This window comes from Empedobacter sp. UBA5924, assembly GCF_002431085.1.
GTDB classification, from domain to species: domain Bacteria; phylum Bacteroidota; class Bacteroidia; order Flavobacteriales; family Weeksellaceae; genus Empedobacter; species Empedobacter falsenii_B.
The window spans coordinates 1-19935 of the sequence record NZ_DJDM01000011.1; the positions used below are offsets into that span (position 1 = coordinate 1).

19 protein-coding genes are annotated in these 19935 nt (G+C 32.5%); 10 read left to right on the forward strand and 9 right to left on the reverse strand.

Going from position 1 to position 19935, the window contains the following annotated elements; genetic code table 11:
• Positions 1–41: 41 nt before the first annotated feature.
• From B3792_RS02590 to B3792_RS02625, 8 genes are all read right to left on the reverse strand, one after another.
• Positions 42–2243 (reverse strand): M1 family metallopeptidase, encoded by a 2202-nt coding sequence (locus B3792_RS02590; protein ID WP_291068793.1) that lies wholly within the window; start codon positions 2241–2243, stop codon positions 42–44.
• Positions 2244–2510: 267 nt separating this feature from the next.
• Entirely contained in the window at positions 2511–3122 is a 612-nt protein-coding gene (locus tag B3792_RS02595; protein ID WP_114998393.1) for a DUF4254 domain-containing protein, read from the reverse strand.
• 81 nt (positions 3123–3203) lie between these two features.
• Entirely contained in the window at positions 3204–3386 is a 183-nt protein-coding gene (tatA, locus tag B3792_RS02600) for a twin-arginine translocase TatA/TatE family subunit (RefSeq protein WP_038336575.1), read from the reverse strand.
• 37 nt (positions 3387–3423) lie between these two features.
• Positions 3424–5091, reverse strand: a complete 1668-nt coding sequence (locus tag B3792_RS02605) for a murein hydrolase activator EnvC family protein (protein ID WP_286495470.1) — start codon at positions 5089–5091, stop codon at positions 3424–3426.
• Positions 5091–5891: a DUF4292 domain-containing protein gene (locus B3792_RS02610; protein ID WP_291046187.1), complete on the reverse strand. Its 801-nt coding sequence runs from the start codon at positions 5889–5891 to the stop codon at positions 5091–5093. Before B3792_RS02610 ends, B3792_RS02605 begins: the two co-directional genes overlap by 1 nt.
• 5 nt (positions 5892–5896) lie before the next feature.
• Entirely contained in the window at positions 5897–6919 is a 1023-nt protein-coding gene (locus tag B3792_RS02615; RefSeq protein WP_291046185.1) for a sugar nucleotidyltransferase, read from the reverse strand.
• 93 nt (positions 6920–7012) lie between these two features.
• Entirely contained in the window at positions 7013–7447 is a 435-nt protein-coding gene (gene dut / locus B3792_RS02620; protein WP_038336568.1) for a dUTP diphosphatase, read from the reverse strand.
• A 2-nt stretch (positions 7448–7449) separates the two neighbouring features.
• Positions 7450–8868 carry a lipopolysaccharide biosynthesis protein gene (locus tag B3792_RS02625; protein ID WP_125349197.1) on the reverse strand — a complete coding sequence of 473 codons (1419 nt, stop codon included), beginning with the start codon at positions 8866–8868 and terminating at the stop codon, positions 7450–7452.
• 96 nt (positions 8869–8964) lie between these two features.
• Between B3792_RS02625 and B3792_RS02630 the strand changes: the two genes are divergently transcribed.
• From B3792_RS02630 to B3792_RS02665, 8 genes are all read left to right on the forward strand, one after another.
• A complete protein-coding gene (locus B3792_RS02630) occupies positions 8965–9966 on the forward strand; it encodes an NAD(P)H-dependent glycerol-3-phosphate dehydrogenase (RefSeq protein WP_038336564.1) in 1002 nt (333 codons plus the stop codon).
• Between the two features lies 1 nt (position 9967).
• On the forward strand, positions 9968–10381 hold the full coding sequence (locus B3792_RS02635) for a hypothetical protein (RefSeq protein WP_038336563.1): 414 nt from the start codon (positions 9968–9970) through the stop codon (positions 10379–10381).
• Positions 10382–10505: 124 nt separating this feature from the next.
• Positions 10506–10928, forward strand: a complete 423-nt coding sequence (locus B3792_RS02640) for a hypothetical protein (RefSeq protein WP_286495472.1) — start codon at positions 10506–10508, stop codon at positions 10926–10928.
• A 150-nt stretch (positions 10929–11078) separates the two neighbouring features.
• Positions 11079–11954: a bifunctional 5,10-methylenetetrahydrofolate dehydrogenase/5,10-methenyltetrahydrofolate cyclohydrolase gene (locus tag B3792_RS02645; RefSeq protein ID WP_125349219.1), complete on the forward strand. Its 876-nt coding sequence runs from the start codon at positions 11079–11081 to the stop codon at positions 11952–11954.
• 4 nt (positions 11955–11958) lie between these two features.
• Positions 11959–12606, forward strand: a complete 648-nt coding sequence (locus B3792_RS02650; RefSeq protein WP_052217917.1) for a 7-carboxy-7-deazaguanine synthase QueE — start codon at positions 11959–11961, stop codon at positions 12604–12606.
• 96 nt (positions 12607–12702) lie between these two features.
• Positions 12703–13224: a plastocyanin/azurin family copper-binding protein gene (locus tag B3792_RS02655; RefSeq protein ID WP_125349193.1), complete on the forward strand. Its 522-nt coding sequence runs from the start codon at positions 12703–12705 to the stop codon at positions 13222–13224.
• Positions 13225–13458: 234 nt separating this feature from the next.
• Positions 13459–15192 (forward strand): thiamine pyrophosphate-dependent enzyme, encoded by a 1734-nt coding sequence (locus B3792_RS02660; protein ID WP_291068795.1) that lies wholly within the window; start codon positions 13459–13461, stop codon positions 15190–15192.
• Positions 15192–16430 (forward strand): MFS transporter, encoded by a 1239-nt coding sequence (locus tag B3792_RS02665; RefSeq protein WP_291046173.1) that lies wholly within the window; start codon positions 15192–15194, stop codon positions 16428–16430. The genes B3792_RS02660 and B3792_RS02665 overlap by 1 nt, the downstream gene beginning before the upstream one ends.
• A 46-nt stretch (positions 16431–16476) precedes the next feature.
• Here the strand turns inward: B3792_RS02665 and pgi are convergent, their stop codons facing one another.
• Positions 16477–18129, reverse strand: coding sequence for a glucose-6-phosphate isomerase (gene pgi, locus B3792_RS02670; protein WP_291068797.1), 1653 nt, complete (start codon positions 18127–18129; stop codon positions 16477–16479).
• A gap of 163 nt (positions 18130–18292) precedes the next feature.
• Between pgi and B3792_RS02675 the strand changes: the two genes are divergently transcribed.
• Positions 18293–19348 (forward strand): carboxypeptidase-like regulatory domain-containing protein, encoded by a 1056-nt coding sequence (locus tag B3792_RS02675; RefSeq protein ID WP_291068799.1) that lies wholly within the window; start codon positions 18293–18295, stop codon positions 19346–19348.
• Between the two features lie 3 nt (positions 19349–19351).
• Complete coding sequence (locus tag B3792_RS02680; RefSeq protein WP_291068841.1) at positions 19352–19918, forward strand: alpha/beta fold hydrolase; 567 nt, start codon at positions 19352–19354, stop codon at positions 19916–19918.
• Positions 19919–19935 lie beyond the last annotated feature (17 nt).

Here is a 19935-nt window from a genome sequence, read left to right on the forward strand (position 1 = left end):
TGGTTTTGTCATAGAAATCAGTATGAAAATTTAGAACAAATTTACTTCTTTGTAAACTCAAACTTTTGTCCAGCTTCTTCTACAGAAAATGTCTTTTTATCTTTTGCAAAAGTCAACTCCAAACCGCCTTGTTCATTCACAAATTTACTATCACCTTGATAATCTAATGGAATAGTTTGTCCACCAAAAACTAATTTCAATTTATCGTTTTCAGCTTTCAACACAAATTCTGAATTAATTTGTTTATTCGTAAATGTACCTTCGTATTCTTTTGGATTAACCTTTTCAACAGGTTTTGCATCCGCCATATTGAATGTATTATTCTTCAAATCAATATCTGGTAAAGCTCCATTTGGATCCAATTTAATCATCGAAACTTCTTTTGTTGAAGGCACTTTGAATGTCCATTCTGTATTACGTTTCCAAACTTCAATCGGTAATTTAACTTCTTGAGAAGTCCCATCTTTAAAGTTCACTTGAACAGTAGTTGGCATTGGTAATTGTCCAAAATTTTCAACTTTCAAAATCAAGCCTTTTTTGTAATCTCCATCTACATATTTTGCACTGTTAATTCCTTGATCAATTGTCCATTTATTCAAAAACCAACCTCTCCAAAACCAAGATAATTCTTCTCCTGAAACATTTTCCATCGTGCGGAAAAAATCTTCTGGCGTTGGATGTTTATATGCCCAATATTTGATGTATTGGCGCAATGCTTTATCGAATTTTTCTTCACCCAAAATTGTTTCACGCAAAACTTTCATTCCTGCACCTGGCTTATAATACAACAATGCACCGATATTTCTTTCGCGCATATTATCTGGTTGAGTCGTTACAGGCTCAAGATTATCGCTGAATAAATAACCCGCCATTCGTTGTGCAGATTGCTTTTTGTAATATTCGCCATTGTTGAAATTCTTCGTCGAAATATCATTGATAAACGTATTAAAACCTTCGTCCATCCAACCATGAACACGCTCATTAGAACCAACAATCATCGGGAACCAAATATGTCCAAATTCGTGATCTGTAACACCCCAAAGTCCTTCACCTTTCGAAGTCATATGACAAAAAACAATCCCAGGATATTCCATTCCACCCTCATTTCCTGCCACATTTGTCGCCGCTGGATAAGGATACTCTAACCATTGTTTCGAGTAATGCTCAATAGAAGCTTTTGTATATTCTGTCGATCTTCCCCAAGCATCATTTCCGTCACTTTCTACTGGATAAGCCGAAATTGCCAACGATTTTTGACCACTTGGAAGATTAATTTTTGCTGCATCTAAGATGAACGAAGATGATGAAGCCCAAGCAAAATCACGTGTATTCTGAATTTTAAATTTCCACGTTTTTGTTCCTTTTGCAACTTTTGTCGCTTTGTTTACCTCATCAGCAGAACGAATAATAACGGTTTTATCACTCGCTTTTGCTTTGTTCCAACGATTCACTTCTTCTTTCGAGTAGACTTCGTTTTCATTCAATAATTCTCCTGAACCAACCACATAATGCGTAGACGGAACTGTAATATTTGCTGTTACATCTCCATATTCCAGATAAAATTCTCCTGGTCCTAAGTATGGTAATGTATTCCATCCCATGATGTCATCGTAAACCGCCATGCGAGGAAACCATTGCGCCATCGTAAAAATCTTTCCATTTTTAGTTGGTTCTACACCCATTCTATCGGCTCCATAATCTGGTGAAACAAATGAATATTCGATTTTTATTTTTGTTTTTCCTCCACGAGCTTTCAAATGATTAATCAAATCAATTTGCATGCGTGTATCCGAAACAGTGTATTTCGCTTCTTTTCCGTCTATTTGAACAGATTTAATTTTATAACCTCCTTCAAATTCAGAAGTTGAATCACCATAACGGCTTCCAGAAATCGGTAATAAAGCACTTCCTCGAGATTCTTTTTTGAATAAATTTTGATCCAATTGTAACCACAAAAAGTCTAAATCATCAAAACTATTGTTGGTATATGTAATTTCAGATGTTCCCGAAATTTCTTTTTTTTCTTCATTCAAACTAACATTCAGATTATAATCTGCACGATTTTGCCAATAATTATGACCTGGTTTTCCACTCGCCGAACGAGTTTCTGTTGCATTATTCTGATAAAAAAATGGTTTGAAAGCTTCTTGATAATCGTATTTTGGTTTTTCTTGTTGACCAAAAACCGAAATCGAGAATAAACTTATTCCTAAAAGTAAGGGTTTGAAATAATTTTTCTTCATGTGTGAAATTTTACAGTAATTATAAAATTACCTCATATTTTTCAATACGAGGTAATTTCAACTTTATAATTATTCTAAAATTTTAGTTTGAAGCTTTTTAAATTCTTCTGGTGTTAATTTTTAGGTTGATTATAAGGTAAAGCAAGTAATAAATTTCAGTTTTTTAATTCTAATATTTTGATTAGATGAAATTAACATATTTGTACGCAATAAAAAAACTCATCCAAAAAAGATGAGTTTTCTATATTTTATTAATTTTTCTGAAAATTATTTCTTGTTTGCATAAAGAACTGGATTCAAATCCTCGTCATTATACATTTTCATTTGTTTATACACTTTCATGTATTTTTTACCTGCTTCAAAATCAGCCAACAATTCTTCAATCGCTGTTGATAAATCTTGATGTTGTTGATTCAAAACATCTAATTTCACTTGACAAGCTGCTTTATGCTCCGGTGTTGCATCCTCACGTTCTACCTCTTGTTTCATGTGATAAACCTTAAGCGATAAAATAGAAAAACGGTCTACAGCCCACGCAGGAGATTCTGTATTGTAAGTTGCATCTGCTTTTACTTCTACATTCGCATATTGTTGTAAAAACCAGCTATCCACATATTCTACCATATCTGTACGTTCTTGGTTTGATTTATCAATCCAACGTTTTAAGCTTAATGCTTCTACTGGATCAATTTGTGGATCACGAATAATATCTTCTAAATGCCATTGAACTGTATCAATCCAATTTTTTTTGTACAATAAATGAGCGATTAAATCTTCTTCGCTATATGGATTTTCGATTTGACGATTTACATCATCATATTTGTGATAATCATTGATACTTTGATTAAAAATAGACCAAGCTTTATCTGTGAATTTCATGTTTTGTTTTAGTTTATAAAATAAAAGCATTGTAATTGTATACGCAACTACAATGCTCTATTATCTAATTAAAAATATATTTTAATTTTCTTTTTTGTCAGAAGTACTTTCAGTAGCTTCTGATTTGTTATCATCTTTTGTTGCTTTCTTGAATTCGTTTAATCCAGAACCTAATCCTTTCATTAATTCAGGAATTTTCTTTCCTCCGAATAATAATAACACAACAAGTACGATTACGATCCATTCTTTACCTCCTAATCCCATACTGAATTGATTTTAATGCAAATATATAATTAATTTATTACATTCCCGCTACCCAAGAAGCAGGATTTTGTTTTGTTGTTCCGCTCCAAACTTGGAAATTCATGATTGTTTCTCCATCTCCACTTGTATAGATAATTCCTAAAGACTGACCACGTTTTACATCATCACCTTTCGAAACACTTACACTTGATAAGTTTGTATAAACTGAATAATACGAACCATGTCTTACCAATACAGACTTACCATTTCCAGATACACTCATTACAGCTTGAACAGTTCCTTCGTAAACAGCACGTGCATGTGCTCCACGATAAGTTGAAATATCAACACCACTATTTTGCGTTGTAATATTAGATAAAACTGGGTGAGAATTAGCTCCAAATCTACTTACAACCGTTCCTTTATCAACAGGCCAAGGTAGACGACCTTTGTTTGATGAGAATTCTCCCGAAATACCTTCAGAATCTGGACGTTCTGCAAAAGTCTCAGCTGGTTTTACTGCATCTACTTTTACAACACGTTCTTTTTCTGGCACTTTTACAACAACTTTCTGCTCAGCTTCTATCTTCGCTTTACGCTCAGCTTCAGCTTTAGCTGCTGCAATTTTACGAGCATCTTCTTCTTTTTGAGCTTTCAAACGAGCTTCCTCTTCTGCTTTACGTTGTGCAATGATACGTTGACGTTCTGCTTCAGCTTCGCGTTCTAATTGTTCAAATTTAGCAACTTCTGTTTTTGCTGTAGATACGAAACTTCCTGTTGGATGATGATTTAAATAAGATTGATACGCTTGTTTTGTATGCGCTGAACGTGCAATATTCCATGCTTTGGCATCATTCTCAATTCTTAAAATAGCTGTACGAGCTGATTTCGCATAATCTCCTTTTGGGTTATCTCTTAAATACTCATTATAAGATGCAATTGTATTTCCTCGTTTAGCTTCGTTCCAATCTTTTAAATCTTTTTCTGCACGAATCTTTGCTTGTCGAATCTCTTCTTCAATAATTGCTTTAATCTGTGCATCAATTTGACGTTGTTGTGCTTCTTTTGCATTGATTTCAGCAACAATAACACCTTCGTTTTTACGGAATTCTTCGACCGCTTTCTCTTTTGTTAATCGTTCTTTTTCAAGATTTTGACTAAATAAAGTTTGCTGAGAAAGTACTTTTTCTTTTTCGTCTTTCGCTTTTTCTTTTTTTGCTTTTTTCGTCTGAATATCAGTTTGTTTACCAATTATTTCATTTGCTTGTCCTAATTGAAAAGCCGAATATTTTTCTAAATATTTGATACGACGATATGCTTCTCCCAAACTTTTAGAAGAAAGAACAAAAAGTAATTTATTTTCAACAGATTTGTTCTTATATGCTCGAACCAAAACCTGTTTGTAGTCTTTTTTTAGCTCAACCAACTCGCGCGAAAGTTTATTAATCTCTAATTGAGTTAAATAAATTTCATCCTCGATAAAGCGTTTTTCTTTCGATAAGTTGTTAACTAATTTTGTTTGTACCTGAATTTTTTTCGTCAAATTCTGTACAAAATCAACATTTAACTTCGAATTTTGCTTATTAACCTCGAGTTGTTTGTTTAAGTTTATAATCTCTTTTTTAAGCTGAGCATTCTGTTTTTGTAAGTTCGCTTTATTGTACGGAACCTGCGCAAACACTGATAATGACAACGTTAAAAGTACAGTTGATAAAACAAACTTCATTATTTTATTTCTTTTTTCTTATACCCATCTGGAATTGAGAACGGTGTGTTCGTTTCCTGAAACGTAAAACTATTATATTCCAAGTCTATTTGACGCGTTTTTTTCTCTTTTATAATAATTTTAACATTTTTCGGAAATTCCTCTGCTCCAGCTTTTATCCAATTGTCATAAGCCAAATCAACTTCCATTTTTCGTTTTGGATCTTTCAGATGTGCTTCTTTCAATCGAAAACCGTTATCAAAAACATATGTTTGTATATATTCGCCTTCTTTTGGAGAAGTCGCAATTGCTTGATTTTTATTATATGTAATCGTATATTGATTATTTGTAAAAGTAGCTGTATAATCTGTTGGATTTAGATCAACGAAAACTTTTCCTAACATCAAATTTTGTAATTTTTGATAATCGACAAAATCAACTTTCAATAATTTATTTGCAATAGAAAAATCTCCTTCATAATATGTTCCACCTAACTTTTCAAAAGCTGAAAAACCATCAGGCGTAATCAATGCGCGAGCACCTGTAAATCCAAATTTTGTTGCATTAACCCATATCTTTTGCCCATTTTTCACAGCAATTGTAGCGTTTGCATCTCCAGAAATCTCTTCTAAATCTGCTGTTACTTTTGCCTTAATCGTCAAATCTTTGAATGATGATTTTTTTGACAAGGTTTGCTGAATAATTTTTGAAGAAGCCGAAACAACTTCTGTATTATCTTTATCTACTTTTGCTGCTTTCTGAGTGTTACAAGCTGTTGCAAGAACCCCTAAACAAAAGATATACGTTAATTTTTTAATCATAATTTTTATGCTTTGTGTGATTTGAAATCCAATTCTGAATAATCTCCTAAACTGATACTTCGCGAAACACCATAATATTTGGCATTGTTTCCGATCATTGTATCTGTAAGATTTGCATTACTGATGATTGAATTTTCTTGAATCAAACTGTTATCAATATTCGAGTTTTCAACAACCGTTCCATTTCCTAATGAAACAAAAGGTCCGATTTTCGAATTTTTAATCACGACATTTTCTCCAATAAAACATGGTTCAATGATTAATGAATTGTCAATTTTTGCAGAAGAATGAATCGTTTTGAAATCTTCTTTATCCAGATTCAACACACGTGTATTGGTGTCAACTGTAACCGCTTTATTACCACAATCCATCCATTCGTCCACTTTTCCAAGCGTAAATTTATCACCTGCAGCACGCATATTTTCTAATGCATCTGTCAATTGATATTCTCCACCTTTTTGAATATCATTTTCTAATAAATATTCAATTTCTTTATATAACTTTTGTCCATCACGGAAAAAGTAAATCCCAATAATCGCCAAATCCGAAACAAATTCTTTTGGTTTTTCAACGAAATCTGTAATAACACTGTTATCATCTAATTTCACAACGCCAAAAGCCGAAGGATTATCGACCTGTTTTACCCAAACAACGCCATCCGATTCCATATCTAATTTGAAATCTGCACGAAATAATGTGTCTGCATACGCCACAACCGTTGGTCCATCCAAAGCTTCTTTTGCCATCCAAATAGAATGCGCTGTTCCAAGCGGCTCCAATTGATGACAAATTGTTCCTTTTGCTCCTAATTTTTCTGCAATTGCAATTAAATCAGCTTCAACCTCAGCTCCAAAATCACCAATTACAAAAGCAATTTCGTCAATTTTTTCTGAACAAACCTTCGCAATATCTTCTACCAAACGATGCACGATTGGTTTTCCTGCAATTGGAATTAATGGTTTTGGTGTTGTTAATGTATGAGGGCGTAAACGTGAACCACGTCCTGCCATTGGGATAATAATTTTCATTTTATTTCTAAAAATATTTTTTGTTAGATTGATATTTTATAATTGAATTACTTCTTTTTTAGATTCTTCGACAAGCTCAGAATGACAAAAAAATTATTGTTTTCCTGTACTTCCGAAACCTCCAGCTCCGCGTTCAGTTTCATTTAAAGCGTTAGATTCTTCCCACTCAACCGTTTCGTGTTTCGCGATCACTAATTGTGCAATACGCTCCCCATCGTTGATTGTAACGGCTTCGTTTGAAACATTAGCTAAAATAACACCGATTTCTCCACGATAATCTGCATCAATTGTTCCAGGAGAATTCAAACAAGTTAAACCATATTTTAACGCCATTCCACTACGAGGACGAACTTGTGCTTCGTAACCTGCTGGTAATTCGATGCTCAATCCTGTTGGAATTAATCTTCTTTCCAAAGGTTTTAATTCGATTGGTGCATCAATGTTAGCTGTTAAATCCATTCCAGCCGATAAAGCTGTTTTATATTCTGGTAAAGCGTGTTTCGAGATGTTGATAACTTTTACTTTCATCTTTATTTTCTTAGTTTTTTAAGTGTATTTTTTTCCGCAAACGCAATAAACGCAATGTACACGATAAGAATCAGATTACCAATAATCAAATTAGAATCGAGAATGTAATAATTTGTACATGCTAAAGCAATTGCAATTCCCATGTAAAGTACAATTTTATTGACTTTATACGGAATCGGATAAACTTTCTGACCCCAAATGTACGAAATCACCATCATTACACCATACGCCAATAAAGTTGTCCAGGCAGAAACCATAAAACCATATTTTGGCAATAAAAAAACATTCAAAATAATAGTAATCGCACCACCAACCAATGAAATTATAGTTCCGATACTTGTTCTATCCGTTACTTTGTACCATGTTGAAAGGTTATAATAAATTCCGAAAAATAAATTCGCAATTAAAATAATTGGGACAATATCTAAAGCATTCCAATACGTTGAATTTGGAACAAATATTTTCTTAATCCAGTCAATATTTGCTAAAATTCCAAGAATTACAATATTACAAATGATACTGAAAAAGAACAAAATATTCGCGTATGTCTGTTTTGCATCTCCTTTTTTGGCAACTTTAAAGAAAAATGGTTCTATTCCCATTCGATAAGCTGTAACGAAAAGCGTCATTAATGTTGCTAATTTGTAACAAGCACCATAAGAACCCGCTGCTGCTGGATCTATTAATTGTCGTTGAACTAATTTATCGAAATTTTCATTTAAAATATACCCCAAACCAGCAATCATAATCGGATAACCGTACAAAAACATTTGTTTGAAAAGTGATTGATCAAATTTGAATTGAACATGACGTACAACGCCTATTAATAATACAAATCCTAAAATACTCGCTAATAAATTCGCTATAAAAGGATAGGAAATCGCATTATCAAAACCTAAACCTAGCATAAAATCTTTCGAAACATAATACAACAAACCAATTGTCAAAACTGCTTGAAAAACATTCTGAATTACGCGAATTGTTGTATATAATATTGGTCGATTTTTAAAACGTAGAACTGCAAAAGGGATCACACAAATTGCATCAAAAAAAGCAATCCACGCAAACCACAAAATATATTCTGGGTGATCGCTATAATTTGCAGAATCTGCCAGAGGTTGTAAAAAAAGAAAAACTAAAACGAGCATTGCAGTAGAACTCATCACCATAAACCAAAAAGCTGTATTCAACACTTTTTGATACATTCCTTCTTCGGTTGCATAACGGAAAAATGCAGTCTCGAAACCAAATGTTAAAATGACATTCAGGAAAGAAACCGCAGAATATAATTGAGAAAACATTGCAAAATCTGAATTATCAACTTGCTTGATAATAAAAAAATTCAATGCTAAAATAATTACCCTCGGCAATATAGAGCCAATACCGTAGATAATGGTCTCACTAAAAAGCTTTTTATACAAAGTCGTTAAAATTTTTACAAAATTGAGTTTCTTTTCGTAAAATTCAAAATACCTAAGCTACAAATTAATTAACTTTGTCTATTCAATACATATATTATGATAGAGTTATCTAATCGTAAAGTTGGATTAATAGGGAATGGAAGCTGGGCAACTGCGATTGCAAAAATGCTGAATAAAAACCTTGAAACTTTCAACTGGTGGGTAAAAGATGAATACGTAAAAGGATATTTGGAGCGAAATAGACATAATCCAAATTATTTAACTGATGTCGAATTTAAGTCAGAAAAGCTTAAAATTTCAACGGATATCAACGAAGTTGTCATGAATTCGGATATAATCTTTTTGGTTGTGCCATCTATTTACGTTGCCGATTGTTTAAGTAAATTAACTGTTCCGTTGACAGATAAATTTGTAGTAACATCAATCAAAGGAATTATTCCAGATCATTATCAATTGGTTGGACAATATTTGTTTGATAAATTCGATGTAAAAGAAGAACAATTAGGAATTGTAAGTGGTCCTTGTCACGCTGAGGAAGTTGCTTTGGAGCGTCTTTCTTATTTAACAATTGCGGCGCAAGACGAAAACAAAGCACAAGTTGTTGCGGATTGTTTAGCATGTGATTTTATCAAAACGAAACTTTCAAACGATATTTACGGAACTGAATTTGGCGCGGTATTGAAAAATATTTACGCGATTGCAGCAGGTATAGCGCATGGTTTGGGTTATGGAGATAATTTCCAAGCAGTTTTGATGAGTAATGCGATTCGAGAAATGAATCATATTTTAAAAACTGCAAGTCCAATGAAGCGTAAAATTAACGATTCGGCTTATTTAGGCGATTTGTTAGTAACAGGATATTCGTTCTTTTCACGAAATCGAATGTTCGGAAATATGATTGGAAAAGGTTACACCGTAAAATCTGCTATTTTGGAGATGAATATGGTTGCCGAAGGTTACTATGCGACAAAAGGTGTGGCAATTATGAATGAGCAATACCAAATAAAAGCGCCAATTATCAACGCTGTTCATAAGATTTTATACGAAGATAAAAACGCAAAAAAAACTTTCGAAAAGTTGTCTAAAAAATTAGATTAAGATGATTAAACAAGATTTTATTTCAAAATATATTCAAGAATTAAACAAAACATTGGCTCGAATCATTTCGTTAGAAGTTGGAAATGCAGATGAAGGTTTTTTGATTATTTTCAATCAAATGTTACAATCGTATTACAAAATTGATGATAATAATTTGTCGACTTTATTGGAAGCAAACGAAGAACGCGATCAATTTTTGTTGGCAGATGAATTGAAAAAGAAAAATATTTTGACGTTTATGAAAGCGATTCGTATTTATCTCAATCGAGAAGATTTTACAAAAGCAAAAGCATCTTACGAAGTCTTGAAACGCATTGAAAGCATCAATTCTGGAATTTTTCAATTTCCGACAGAAGAAGATCATTTGATTGTACAAGAACGAAAAGTTGTAGAAGAAAAAATGAGTAATTTGTAATAAAATCAAACTTTATAAAATTTCAAAAAAGCTGTTAGAAAACTAACAGCTTTTTTTTTGTATCTTAACACAACCTAAATCAACCTACTATGGATAACATTCTTTCATTACTATCATCATTATTTTGTTTTTTTCTCCATTTGCACTACTTCTTGGAATAACTTTTTGGGCAAGTAAATCACGCGAAAAGAAACAAAATGCTTTGTTAACACAAGTTCCTCCAAATGTAGAATTTAAAGCAGTTTTGCGTTATAACTTTGGAAATCTACAATCAAAATTCTTAAAAATGAAAGCGTTTCAAGGAAGTGGTGTTTTATATGTTTTGGACGACAAAACACATTATATCACCACAAATAATCCGAATGATAATTTTATTTTCGATCTGAAAACTTCACAAATCAATTGGATTGGTGTTAATCTTACAAATGGTTTGTTGGAATGGTTTCAATTGAAAAATGGAGAAAAAGATTATTATTTCAATTTCGAAACTGGCATGTTTATTTTTAATATAAATTCTAAAAAAAATGAACACAACACAAGTTTTTAATTACTTAAAAGAAGCGCAGAAAAAATATCAATAATGCTAAAACCACTTCACAACGAAGTGGTTTTTCTATTTAATCAGAAAATCATCAACTCAAAACTTAATGATTTATTTTCCAATTTGTCCGTATCTTTGCGCAAACACAACAAAACAATGCAAATTTTAGACGGTATTAAACTGGCAAAAGAGATCAAACAAGAGATCAAGGAGCTGGTGCAGAATTACAAGGACCAAGGAGTTCGTGTACCACATTTGGGTGCAATTTTAGTAGGAAGTAATGGTGCTTCTCAGACCTATGTTGACAATAAAATCAAGGATTGTCATTTTGTAGGTTTCGAGTCATCAGAATTACGTTTGCCTGATACAATTTCTCAAGAAGATTTGATTGCAGAAATTGAAAAATGGAACAATGATGATACATTGGACGGGTTTATCGTGCAATTGCCATTACCAAAACACATCGATCAAGAAGCGGTTATCAATGCAATTGATCCTAAGAAAGATGTAGATGGTTTTCATCCGATGAATTTTGGTAAAATGGCGTTAGAAATGGAAACATTTTTACCTGCTACACCTTACGGAATTATGGAAATGTTAGAGCGTTACAACATTGATACAGCTGGTAAACATACAGTTGTGATTGGTCGTTCTCGCATCGTTGGTCGCCCAATGAGTATTTTGATGAGTAAAAACGGAAATCCTGGAAACAGTACAGTAACATTAACTCATTCGAAAACTCAAAATTTAGAACAATTTACAAAAGAAGCTGATATTGTGATCACTGCATTAGGTGTTCCTGGTTTCTTAAAAGCTGATATGGTAAAAGTTGGAGCGGTTATCGTTGACGTAGGAATTACACGCGTTGATGACGAAACTAATCCACGAGGATTTAGATTAGCTGGTGATGTAGATTTTGATAATGTAAAAGAAAAAGCATCGTGGATAACGCCAGTTCCAGGAGGAGTTGGACCAATGACACGCGCTATGTTATTAAAAAACACATTGTTGGCATACAACAACAAAAAATAAAATTATGATACACATTGCATCAACAACTGCAGAAGAACAACAATTGATACAAGAAGGGAAATTATTGCCTGTTATGGAGCATTTTTACACAATTCAAGGTGAAGGAATGTACACAGGTGTGGCTTCTTATTTTATTCGATTAGGAGGTTGTGATGTTGGTTGCCATTGGTGCGATGTAAAAGATAGTTGGGATGCTGAAAAGCATCCCTTAACTAATGTGGATGAATTGGTGGATTTGGCAACTTCTCAAGCCAAAACAATCATCATTACAGGAGGAGAACCTTTAATGTGGGATTTGACTTATTTGACAAAAAAACTACACGAAAAAGGTGCAAGAATCCATATTGAAACTTCGGGTGCCTATCCGTTGAGCGGAGAAATTGATTGGGTTTGTCTTTCTCCTAAGAAATTAATGTTGCCGTTAGACGAAGTTTGCGAAGCTGCAAATGAATTGAAATGTATTGTGTTCAATAATCACGATTTTCAATTTGCTGAAGAACAAGCTGCTCGAGTTGGAAAAGATTGTACGCTTTTCTTACAAACAGAGTGGAGCAAACGCGACAAAAACCTTCCATTGATTGTGGAATATGTAAAAGAAAATCCAAAATGGCGTTATTCTTTACAAACACACAAATATTTGGATATTCCTTAGAAATTTATCTGTTTAAAATCAGTTCTATTTAGACTGAGTAAATTTTTTTAAGTTACTGAATTTCATTATTTTTACATCAAACAAAAAATTGAAATAATGAAAAAAATAGCTTTGATGAGTTTCGCGGCAATTTTGATGATGAGCTGCGGAGATTCTAAGAAAGATGAATCAACTCAACCAGAAATAGATTATAGTACAGCTCCATCAGAAGATGCTGAAACTTCTACAGCTACGCCTGCTACAAACAATCATATTGTTTTGAAAGCGAGTGATGATATGCGCTACGATAAAACTGAATTTACAGTAAAAGCTGGTGAAGAAGTAACTTTAATCTTAATGAATGCTGGTGAAATGTCAAAAGAAGCAATGGGACATAATTTTATTTTGTTAAAACCAGGTTCTGATGCTTCTGCTTTTGCAAATACAGCGGCTTCTGCTAAGGCGACAGATTATATTCCGACAGAATTACAATCAGAAATTATTGCGCACACAAAATTGTTAGGTGGTAAAGAAAATGATCAAATCAAATTTACCTTAGAAGAAGGTACTTATGATTTTTTATGCTCTTTCCCAGGACATTTTGCAACAATGAATGGAAAAATTAAAGCAGTTAAATAGATTGTGCAATTATTTTTTATGTCAAATATAGTTTTGGCACAAATATTGAAATATTCATGTACGTATAAGATTTAGTAGAGTAAATTTTGTCCTCATGTGTTAATTTTAAGCCTGTTTTTCAACAGGCTTTTTTGTTTTTCAACAATTTAATATTCAAATATTTAACACTTATTTTAAACATTTTTATCCTATAATTTCATAACTTGTTAGTCACAATCAAAAAAATACTTTATTATGGGAAAGAATGTAGCACATCAAATTGTAGAATTACTAGAAAAAGCGAATATAAAACGTGTTTATGCAGTAACTGGTGATAGTCTCAATTTTTTTAATATTGCAGTTAAACAAAGTGACAAAATTGATTGGGTTCATGTAAGACATGAAGAAGCTGGAGCAATAGCTGCTACTGCCGAATCAGAATTGAATGGGATTGGATGTTGCGCTGGAAGTTCTGGTCCTGGTCATGTACATTTGATTAACGGAGTTTATGAAGCGCATAAATCAAGAACTCCTTTAGTTGTAATTGCCTCTACTCTGCCTACAATAGAATTTGGTACAGATTATTTTCAGGAAACGAATACTATTAAACTTTTTGATGATTGTAGTTGTTATAATCAAATTATAACTCGAGCAGAACAAGTTCCTAGAATGGTACAAACAGCAATACAACATGCTATTTCAAAAAAAGATGTTGCAATTATTGGACTTCCAGGAGATATTGCAGAAATGGAAGCCGTTGAAAGTAATTATACCTCGAATTTCTATTTCAATCAACCTATTATTACTCCAAATAAAACTGAATTAAGAGAAGCTGCTTCTATTATAAATGATGCTAATAATATTACCTTATTCTGTGGAATTGGCACATCTCAAGCAAATGAAGAAGTTATAAAACTTTCTCGTCATTTGCATGCTCCAGTTGGATATTCGTTCAAAGGAAAAATGAGTATTCAACCCAATAATCCAAATGAAATAGGAATGACAGGATTACTTGGTCAACCATCTGCTTATCATGCTATGCACAAAGCTGATTTAATTATTTTGATTGGTACCGATTTTCCTTATAAAGATTTTATTCCAACAGATAAAAAAATCATTCAAATTGATTCAGATGGCTCTAAACTTGGACGAAGAGCTAAAATTGATTTAGGATTAGTCGGAAATGCAAAAGAAACAATTAACGAATTAATTGAGTTATTAGAACCTAAGCAAGACAAAGATTTTTTGGATAGTCAATTAGAAATGTACAAGAAAGTTCTTGAAAGCAAAATGACATTTGTTCATGAAAAAGGAAAAGAAAATGCCATTCAACCCGAATATGCAGCTTATTTATTAGATGAGTTAGCTACAAAAGATGCTATTTTTACAGTTGATACAGGAATGTGTTGTGTTTGGGGAGCACGTTATATAACGGGTACGGGGGAAAGGAAAATGTTAGGATCTTTTAATCATGGTTCTATGGCAAATGCAATGCCTCAAGCGATTGGTGCACAAATGGCATATCCTGATAGACAAATTATTGCGATGTGTGGAGATGGTGGAATCTCAATGTTATTAGGAGATTTAGCAACCATCAAACAATATAATCTACCTGTTAAACTAATTATTTTTAATAATAGAACATTAGGAATGGTCAAATTGGAAATGGAAGTTGCTGGTTTACCTGACAATGAAACAGATATGGAAAATCCTGACTTTACTTTGATTGGAAAAGCAATGGGAATAGAAAGCGAATCGGTTAAAAATCCTGATGATTTACCTGATGCAATCGGAAGAGCTTTTGCGCATAATGGACCGTATTTATTAAATGTATTTACAAATCCAAACGCTTTAGCAATGCCTCCAAAAGTAGATCTTGATCAAATGATTGGAATGACAAAATCTATGGCGAAACTAATGTTAGGTGGAAAAATGAATGAGGTAATGGAAACGATTAAATCCAATTATAAACATTTAAAAGATTTATAATGAATCAACCATCATCTATCACACAATCAAGTAAAAAACTTTTCATCATTGCATGGGTTTTAGGCTTAATCTTTTATTTCATTGATTACGCAACTCGTTCTGCGCCTTCATTAATGATCACAGATTTGGCTCAGAATTACAACATTTCTAAAGAAAATTTAGTTTCTCTCATTGGAACATATTATTACTCTTATTCGATATTCGCTTTAATTGCTGGAATATGTTTAGACAAATTTGGTGCAAGATATTCGATGTTTGCAGGGTGTTTTATACTCGGAATAGGATGTATTTTATTTATTGTTTCCTCCCAATTTGCTGGAACAACAGGCAGATTATTACAAGGAGCAGGTAGCGCATTTGCTTTTCCTGGTTGTGTCTATTTAGCAACCAAAGGATTCTCATCAAAATCTTTAGCAACAGCAATAGGCTTCTCTCAATGTATAGGAATGCTTGGAGGAGCGGCAGGACAATTTGTGGTTGCGCCATTATTAGAAAATGGTTTTGGATATAAAACATTTTGGATAATTGCTGGAGTTTTATGTATAATTCCAGCTGTAGCAATGCTGTTCATAACTCCAAAATCGTCTGAAGAAGAGATCGAAAAAAGTAAACAAACCTCTTTTATTGAACCTTTCAAAATTATTTTCAGCAATCCAAATTCTTGGTTAACTGGTATTATTTCTGGATTATTATTTATACCGACAACAATTTTTGCCATGACTTGGGCTGTTCCTTTTTTCAAATTAGACTTAGGTTTTGATGCTCACAATGCTGCTATGACTGCTGCTATGGCGTCACTAGGCTGGGTAGTTGGATGTCCATTAATGGGTTATATAACGGATAAAATAGGAAAAAGAAAATCTGTTATTCTTTTTGGTTGTATCGGAATGATCCTGATGTTTTTACAACTCATTTATCTTTCAGATTTAATTCCAATAAAAGTTACATTTTTCATTTTTGGGCTTTTCTCTGGAGTCGCAATGATCCCATATTCGGTTATCAAAGAAGCTAATCCAGATTATGTAAAAGGCTCTGCAACTGGAGTTCAAAACTTTTTGACATTTGGTGTAACTTCTCTAGTTAATCCTGTTTTTGCTAAATTATATGGAAACGAAATTGTAAATGTTACAGATAAAACTGTACATTATCATCAAGCAATTTGGTTTTGGATCATTGGAATATTTATTGCCATTATTCTAACCTTATTTTTAAAAGAAACTGGTCACAAAAATTCATAAAAAAATCCGCTCATTGAGCGGATTTTTTAGTAATTGTATTGATAAATTATTTTCTCCAATATTTATAAGCATTGATTAATCCATTTGTAGAAGCATCATGAGAAGTAACTTGTTCATCATTTTCTAACTCTGGTAAAATCACATTTGCTAATTGTTTTCCTAACTCTACTCCCCATTGATCAAAAGAGAAAATATTCCAAATAACACCTTGCACAAAAATTTTGTGTTCGTACATCGCAATTAAATTTCCTAAAACTTTTGGAGTCAATACTTGATATAAAATTGAGTTTGTAGGACGATTTCCTTCAAAAATTTTGAAAGCAGTTAAGAAATCAATTTCTTCTTTCGATTTCCCTGCTTTTTCTAATTCAGCAACAACCGTTTCTTCATCTTTTCCAAAAGCTAAAGCTTCTGTTTGAGCAAAAAAGTTTGATAATAATTTTGCATGATGGTCGCCTAAAACATTCAACGAATTAGCTCCTGCAATAAAATCGGCTGGAATTAATTTTGTTCCTTGATGGATTAATTGATAAAAAGCATGTTGACCATTCGTTCCTGGTTCTCCCCAAATAATTGGTCCAGTTTCATAATCAACTTTCTTTCCATCACGACTAACATATTTACCATTCGACTCCATATCTCCTTGCTGAAAATATGCTGCAAAGCGCGATAAATACTGCTCATAAGGTAACAAAGCAACCGAATCTGCACCAAAGAAGTTATTGTACCAAATTCCTAAAAGAGCCAAAACAACTGGTATATTTTGATCTAAAGTTTCTGTTTTGAAATGCACGTCCATTTCATGCGCTCCCTCTAACAATTCTTCGAAATTATCGAAACCTACTGCCAAAGCAATGCTCAAACCAATCGCACTCCACAATGAATAACGACCGCCAACCCAATCCCAAAACTGGAACATATTTGCCGTATCAATTCCGAAATTATCAACACCTTCTGCATTTGTTGATAATGCCACAAAATGTTTCGCTACATCAGCTTCTTGCGCATCAGAATTCAAAAACCATTCTTTCGCAGAAAATGCATTTGTCATCGTTTCTTGCGTTGTAAATGTTTTTGAAGCAACAATAAATAAGGTTGTTTCAGGATTTATTTCTTTAAAAGTTTCAGCTAAATGCGTTCCATCAATATTCGAAACAAAATGAATATTCAAACGAGTTTTATAATGTTTCAATGCTTCCGTCACCATCACAGGTCCAAGGTCAGAACCTCCAATTCCAATGTTGACAACGTCTGTAATTTCTTTTCCTGAAAAACCTTTCCATTCACCCGAAATTACTTTCTCCGAAAAAGATTTCATCTGATCTAACACCTCATTAATTTGAGGCATCACATCTTTTCCGTCAACCAAAACTTCTTCATTAGAGCGATTGCGTAAAGCTGTATGTAGAACAGCACGTTTTTCAGTAACGTTAATGACATCTCCTTCAAACATTTGCTGAATTGCTGTATCAACATCCATTTCTTTCGCTAAATCAACCAAAAGTTGAATCGTTTCTGCATTAATTCTATTTTTCGAATAATCCACTAATAATGAAGGATATTGAATCGAAAATTCTTCAAAACGATTTGCATTTTGAGCAAATAATTCTTTGATTGACGTATGTTGAATCGTTTGAAAATGTTTCTCTAACGCATTCCAAGCATTCGTAGTTGTTGGATTGATTGTATTTAAAGCCATAATATTTTTAGTATTCTTTCCTTAACAAATTTAATCATTTCATGCTCATCTCAAAACCAATATTATTACGATAACGTTTTAGATGAAAATTTTATGAAATAATTAATAAACGATTAATGTAACCTTTTTAAAAACAATGCGTCATATAGCAAACAACAAAGTCATGAGCAACTATTTTTTTGGATTAATTTTAAGTATTTGTACAATCGTTCAAGCCCAAATTCAAGTGAAAGGAACTGTAAAAGACAGTAATAATTTGCCAATTTCATACTGTTCTATTGGAATAGAAAATTCAGAAGTTGGAGCAATTACAGATGAAAATGGTCAATTTTCTATCGAAATTCCCGAAAATTTAACTAAAACTCATTTAGTTTTTGATGCGTCAGGTTATAATTTAACTTCAAAATCGGTTCATGATATTCAACAAAGTTCTGTTGTTATATTAACTGAAAAATCAATTTCATTGTCAGAGGTGACACTGAAAACAGAAAAAATGAAAGAAAAAATAATTGGTCAAAAAACTCGTCCAATGCTTACTTTTTCTAAAATGTTTGATGAAAATGTACCAACAATTGAACAAGGAAATATTTTTGAAATTTACCCAAATACAAAACTAAACGCATTTAATTTTCATATTATTCCAAGTTCTAAATACGAAGAAATCACTTTGAAAGTTAATATTTACGCATTTAAAAATGGTTTACCAACAGAATCGCTTTTAGATGAGAATATTATTTATAAAACTTCTACAACTGCATGGCAAAAAATTGATTTAACTCCTTATAAATTTCGTTTCAAAAATGTTAATCAAATTGCTGTAACACTACAATTAGTTGATTATAAAAAACTTGCTCAAGAAGATTTTGTATTTGGTATTTCTGCTAAAAAATCTTTAGCAAAAGATTTGTTGTTTAGATATCAAAGTCAGGGAAATTGGGAAGCTTCTGCAGGCGTTTTTATCGCCAACTTAGATATTTTATACTCGAAAGATAAATTGACTATAAATGAAGAAAAACCTGAAGAAATTGATACAAAAACAAAAGAATTAATTTCATATTATCAACATAAAGAGAATGCTAAAAAGTTGATTTATGGAAAAAATAAGTCAGGAAAATATATTGACATAAACGATGCAAAGATTTATTATGAAGAATATGGACAAGGTGAGCCTTTGATTTTTTTACATGGAAATAACGGAAGTATAGAAGATTTTTATTAACAAATTCCATTTTTTGCCAAGCATTATCGAGTAATTATTCTTGATACGCGCGGACAAGGGAGAAGTACAGATTTGACAAATACACCTTACACTTATGAAGAATTTTCTAACGATTTACTTCAAGTGATACAAAAACTTAATCTAAAGAAAGTAAATCTTGTTGGTTGGAGTGATGGTGGAAACACAGCTTTAATTTTCAATACTCAACATCCTGAATTAGTTAATAAAATTATAACAATTGGAGCAGTTCTTAATCCAAATGGAGTAAGCGAAGAACTGATTGAGAATTTGAAAAGTTTAGTAAATAGATCTTCAGAAAATACGAATTTACGCTTAATCAAATTGATGTTAAATGAACCAAATATTACTAAACTAGAATTAAATAAAATTCAAAATCCTGTATTGGTTATTGCTGGAGAAAAAGATGAAGTAATCGAAAATCATACAAAAGAAATTCAACAAAATATCTCAAAAGCGGAGTTATTGGTTATTCCAAATTCGACGCATTATGTTCCTTTCGAACAACCAAAAATATTAAATGAAGCCATTTTGAAGTTTTTGAAAAAATAGGAACATAGGTTTAGTTT

Coding starts and splice junctions, on each gene's coding strand:
- B3792_RS02630 (WP_038336564.1), top strand. CDS start 8,965: ATGATAGAGTTATCTAATCGTAAAGTTGGATTAATAGGGAATGGAAGC.
- pgi (WP_291068797.1), bottom strand. CDS start 18,129: ATGGCTTTAAATACAATCAATCCAACAACTACGAATGCTTGGAATGCG.
- B3792_RS02660 (WP_291068795.1), top strand. CDS start 13,459: ATGGGAAAGAATGTAGCACATCAAATTGTAGAATTACTAGAAAAAGCG.
- B3792_RS02635 (WP_038336563.1), top strand. CDS start 9,968: ATGATTAAACAAGATTTTATTTCAAAATATATTCAAGAATTAAACAAA.
- B3792_RS02590 (WP_291068793.1), bottom strand. CDS start 2,243: ATGAAGAAAAATTATTTCAAACCCTTACTTTTAGGAATAAGTTTATTC.
- B3792_RS02645 (WP_125349219.1), top strand. CDS start 11,079: ATGCAAATTTTAGACGGTATTAAACTGGCAAAAGAGATCAAACAAGAG.
- B3792_RS02675 (WP_291068799.1), top strand. CDS start 18,293: ATGAGCAACTATTTTTTTGGATTAATTTTAAGTATTTGTACAATCGTT.
- B3792_RS02605 (WP_286495470.1), bottom strand. CDS start 5,091: ATGAAGTTTGTTTTATCAACTGTACTTTTAACGTTGTCATTATCAGTG.
- B3792_RS02595 (WP_114998393.1), bottom strand. CDS start 3,122: ATGAAATTCACAGATAAAGCTTGGTCTATTTTTAATCAAAGTATCAAT.
- B3792_RS02655 (WP_125349193.1), top strand. CDS start 12,703: ATGAAAAAAATAGCTTTGATGAGTTTCGCGGCAATTTTGATGATGAGC.
- B3792_RS02615 (WP_291046185.1), bottom strand. CDS start 6,919: ATGAAAATTATTATCCCAATGGCAGGACGTGGTTCACGTTTACGCCCT.
- B3792_RS02650 (WP_052217917.1), top strand. CDS start 11,959: ATGATACACATTGCATCAACAACTGCAGAAGAACAACAATTGATACAA.
- B3792_RS02665 (WP_291046173.1), top strand. CDS start 15,192: ATGAATCAACCATCATCTATCACACAATCAAGTAAAAAACTTTTCATC.
- tatA (WP_038336575.1), bottom strand. CDS start 3,386: ATGGGATTAGGAGGTAAAGAATGGATCGTAATCGTACTTGTTGTGTTA.
- dut (WP_038336568.1), bottom strand. CDS start 7,447: ATGAAAGTAAAAGTTATCAACATCTCGAAACACGCTTTACCAGAATAT.
- B3792_RS02610 (WP_291046187.1), bottom strand. CDS start 5,891: ATGATTAAAAAATTAACGTATATCTTTTGTTTAGGGGTTCTTGCAACA.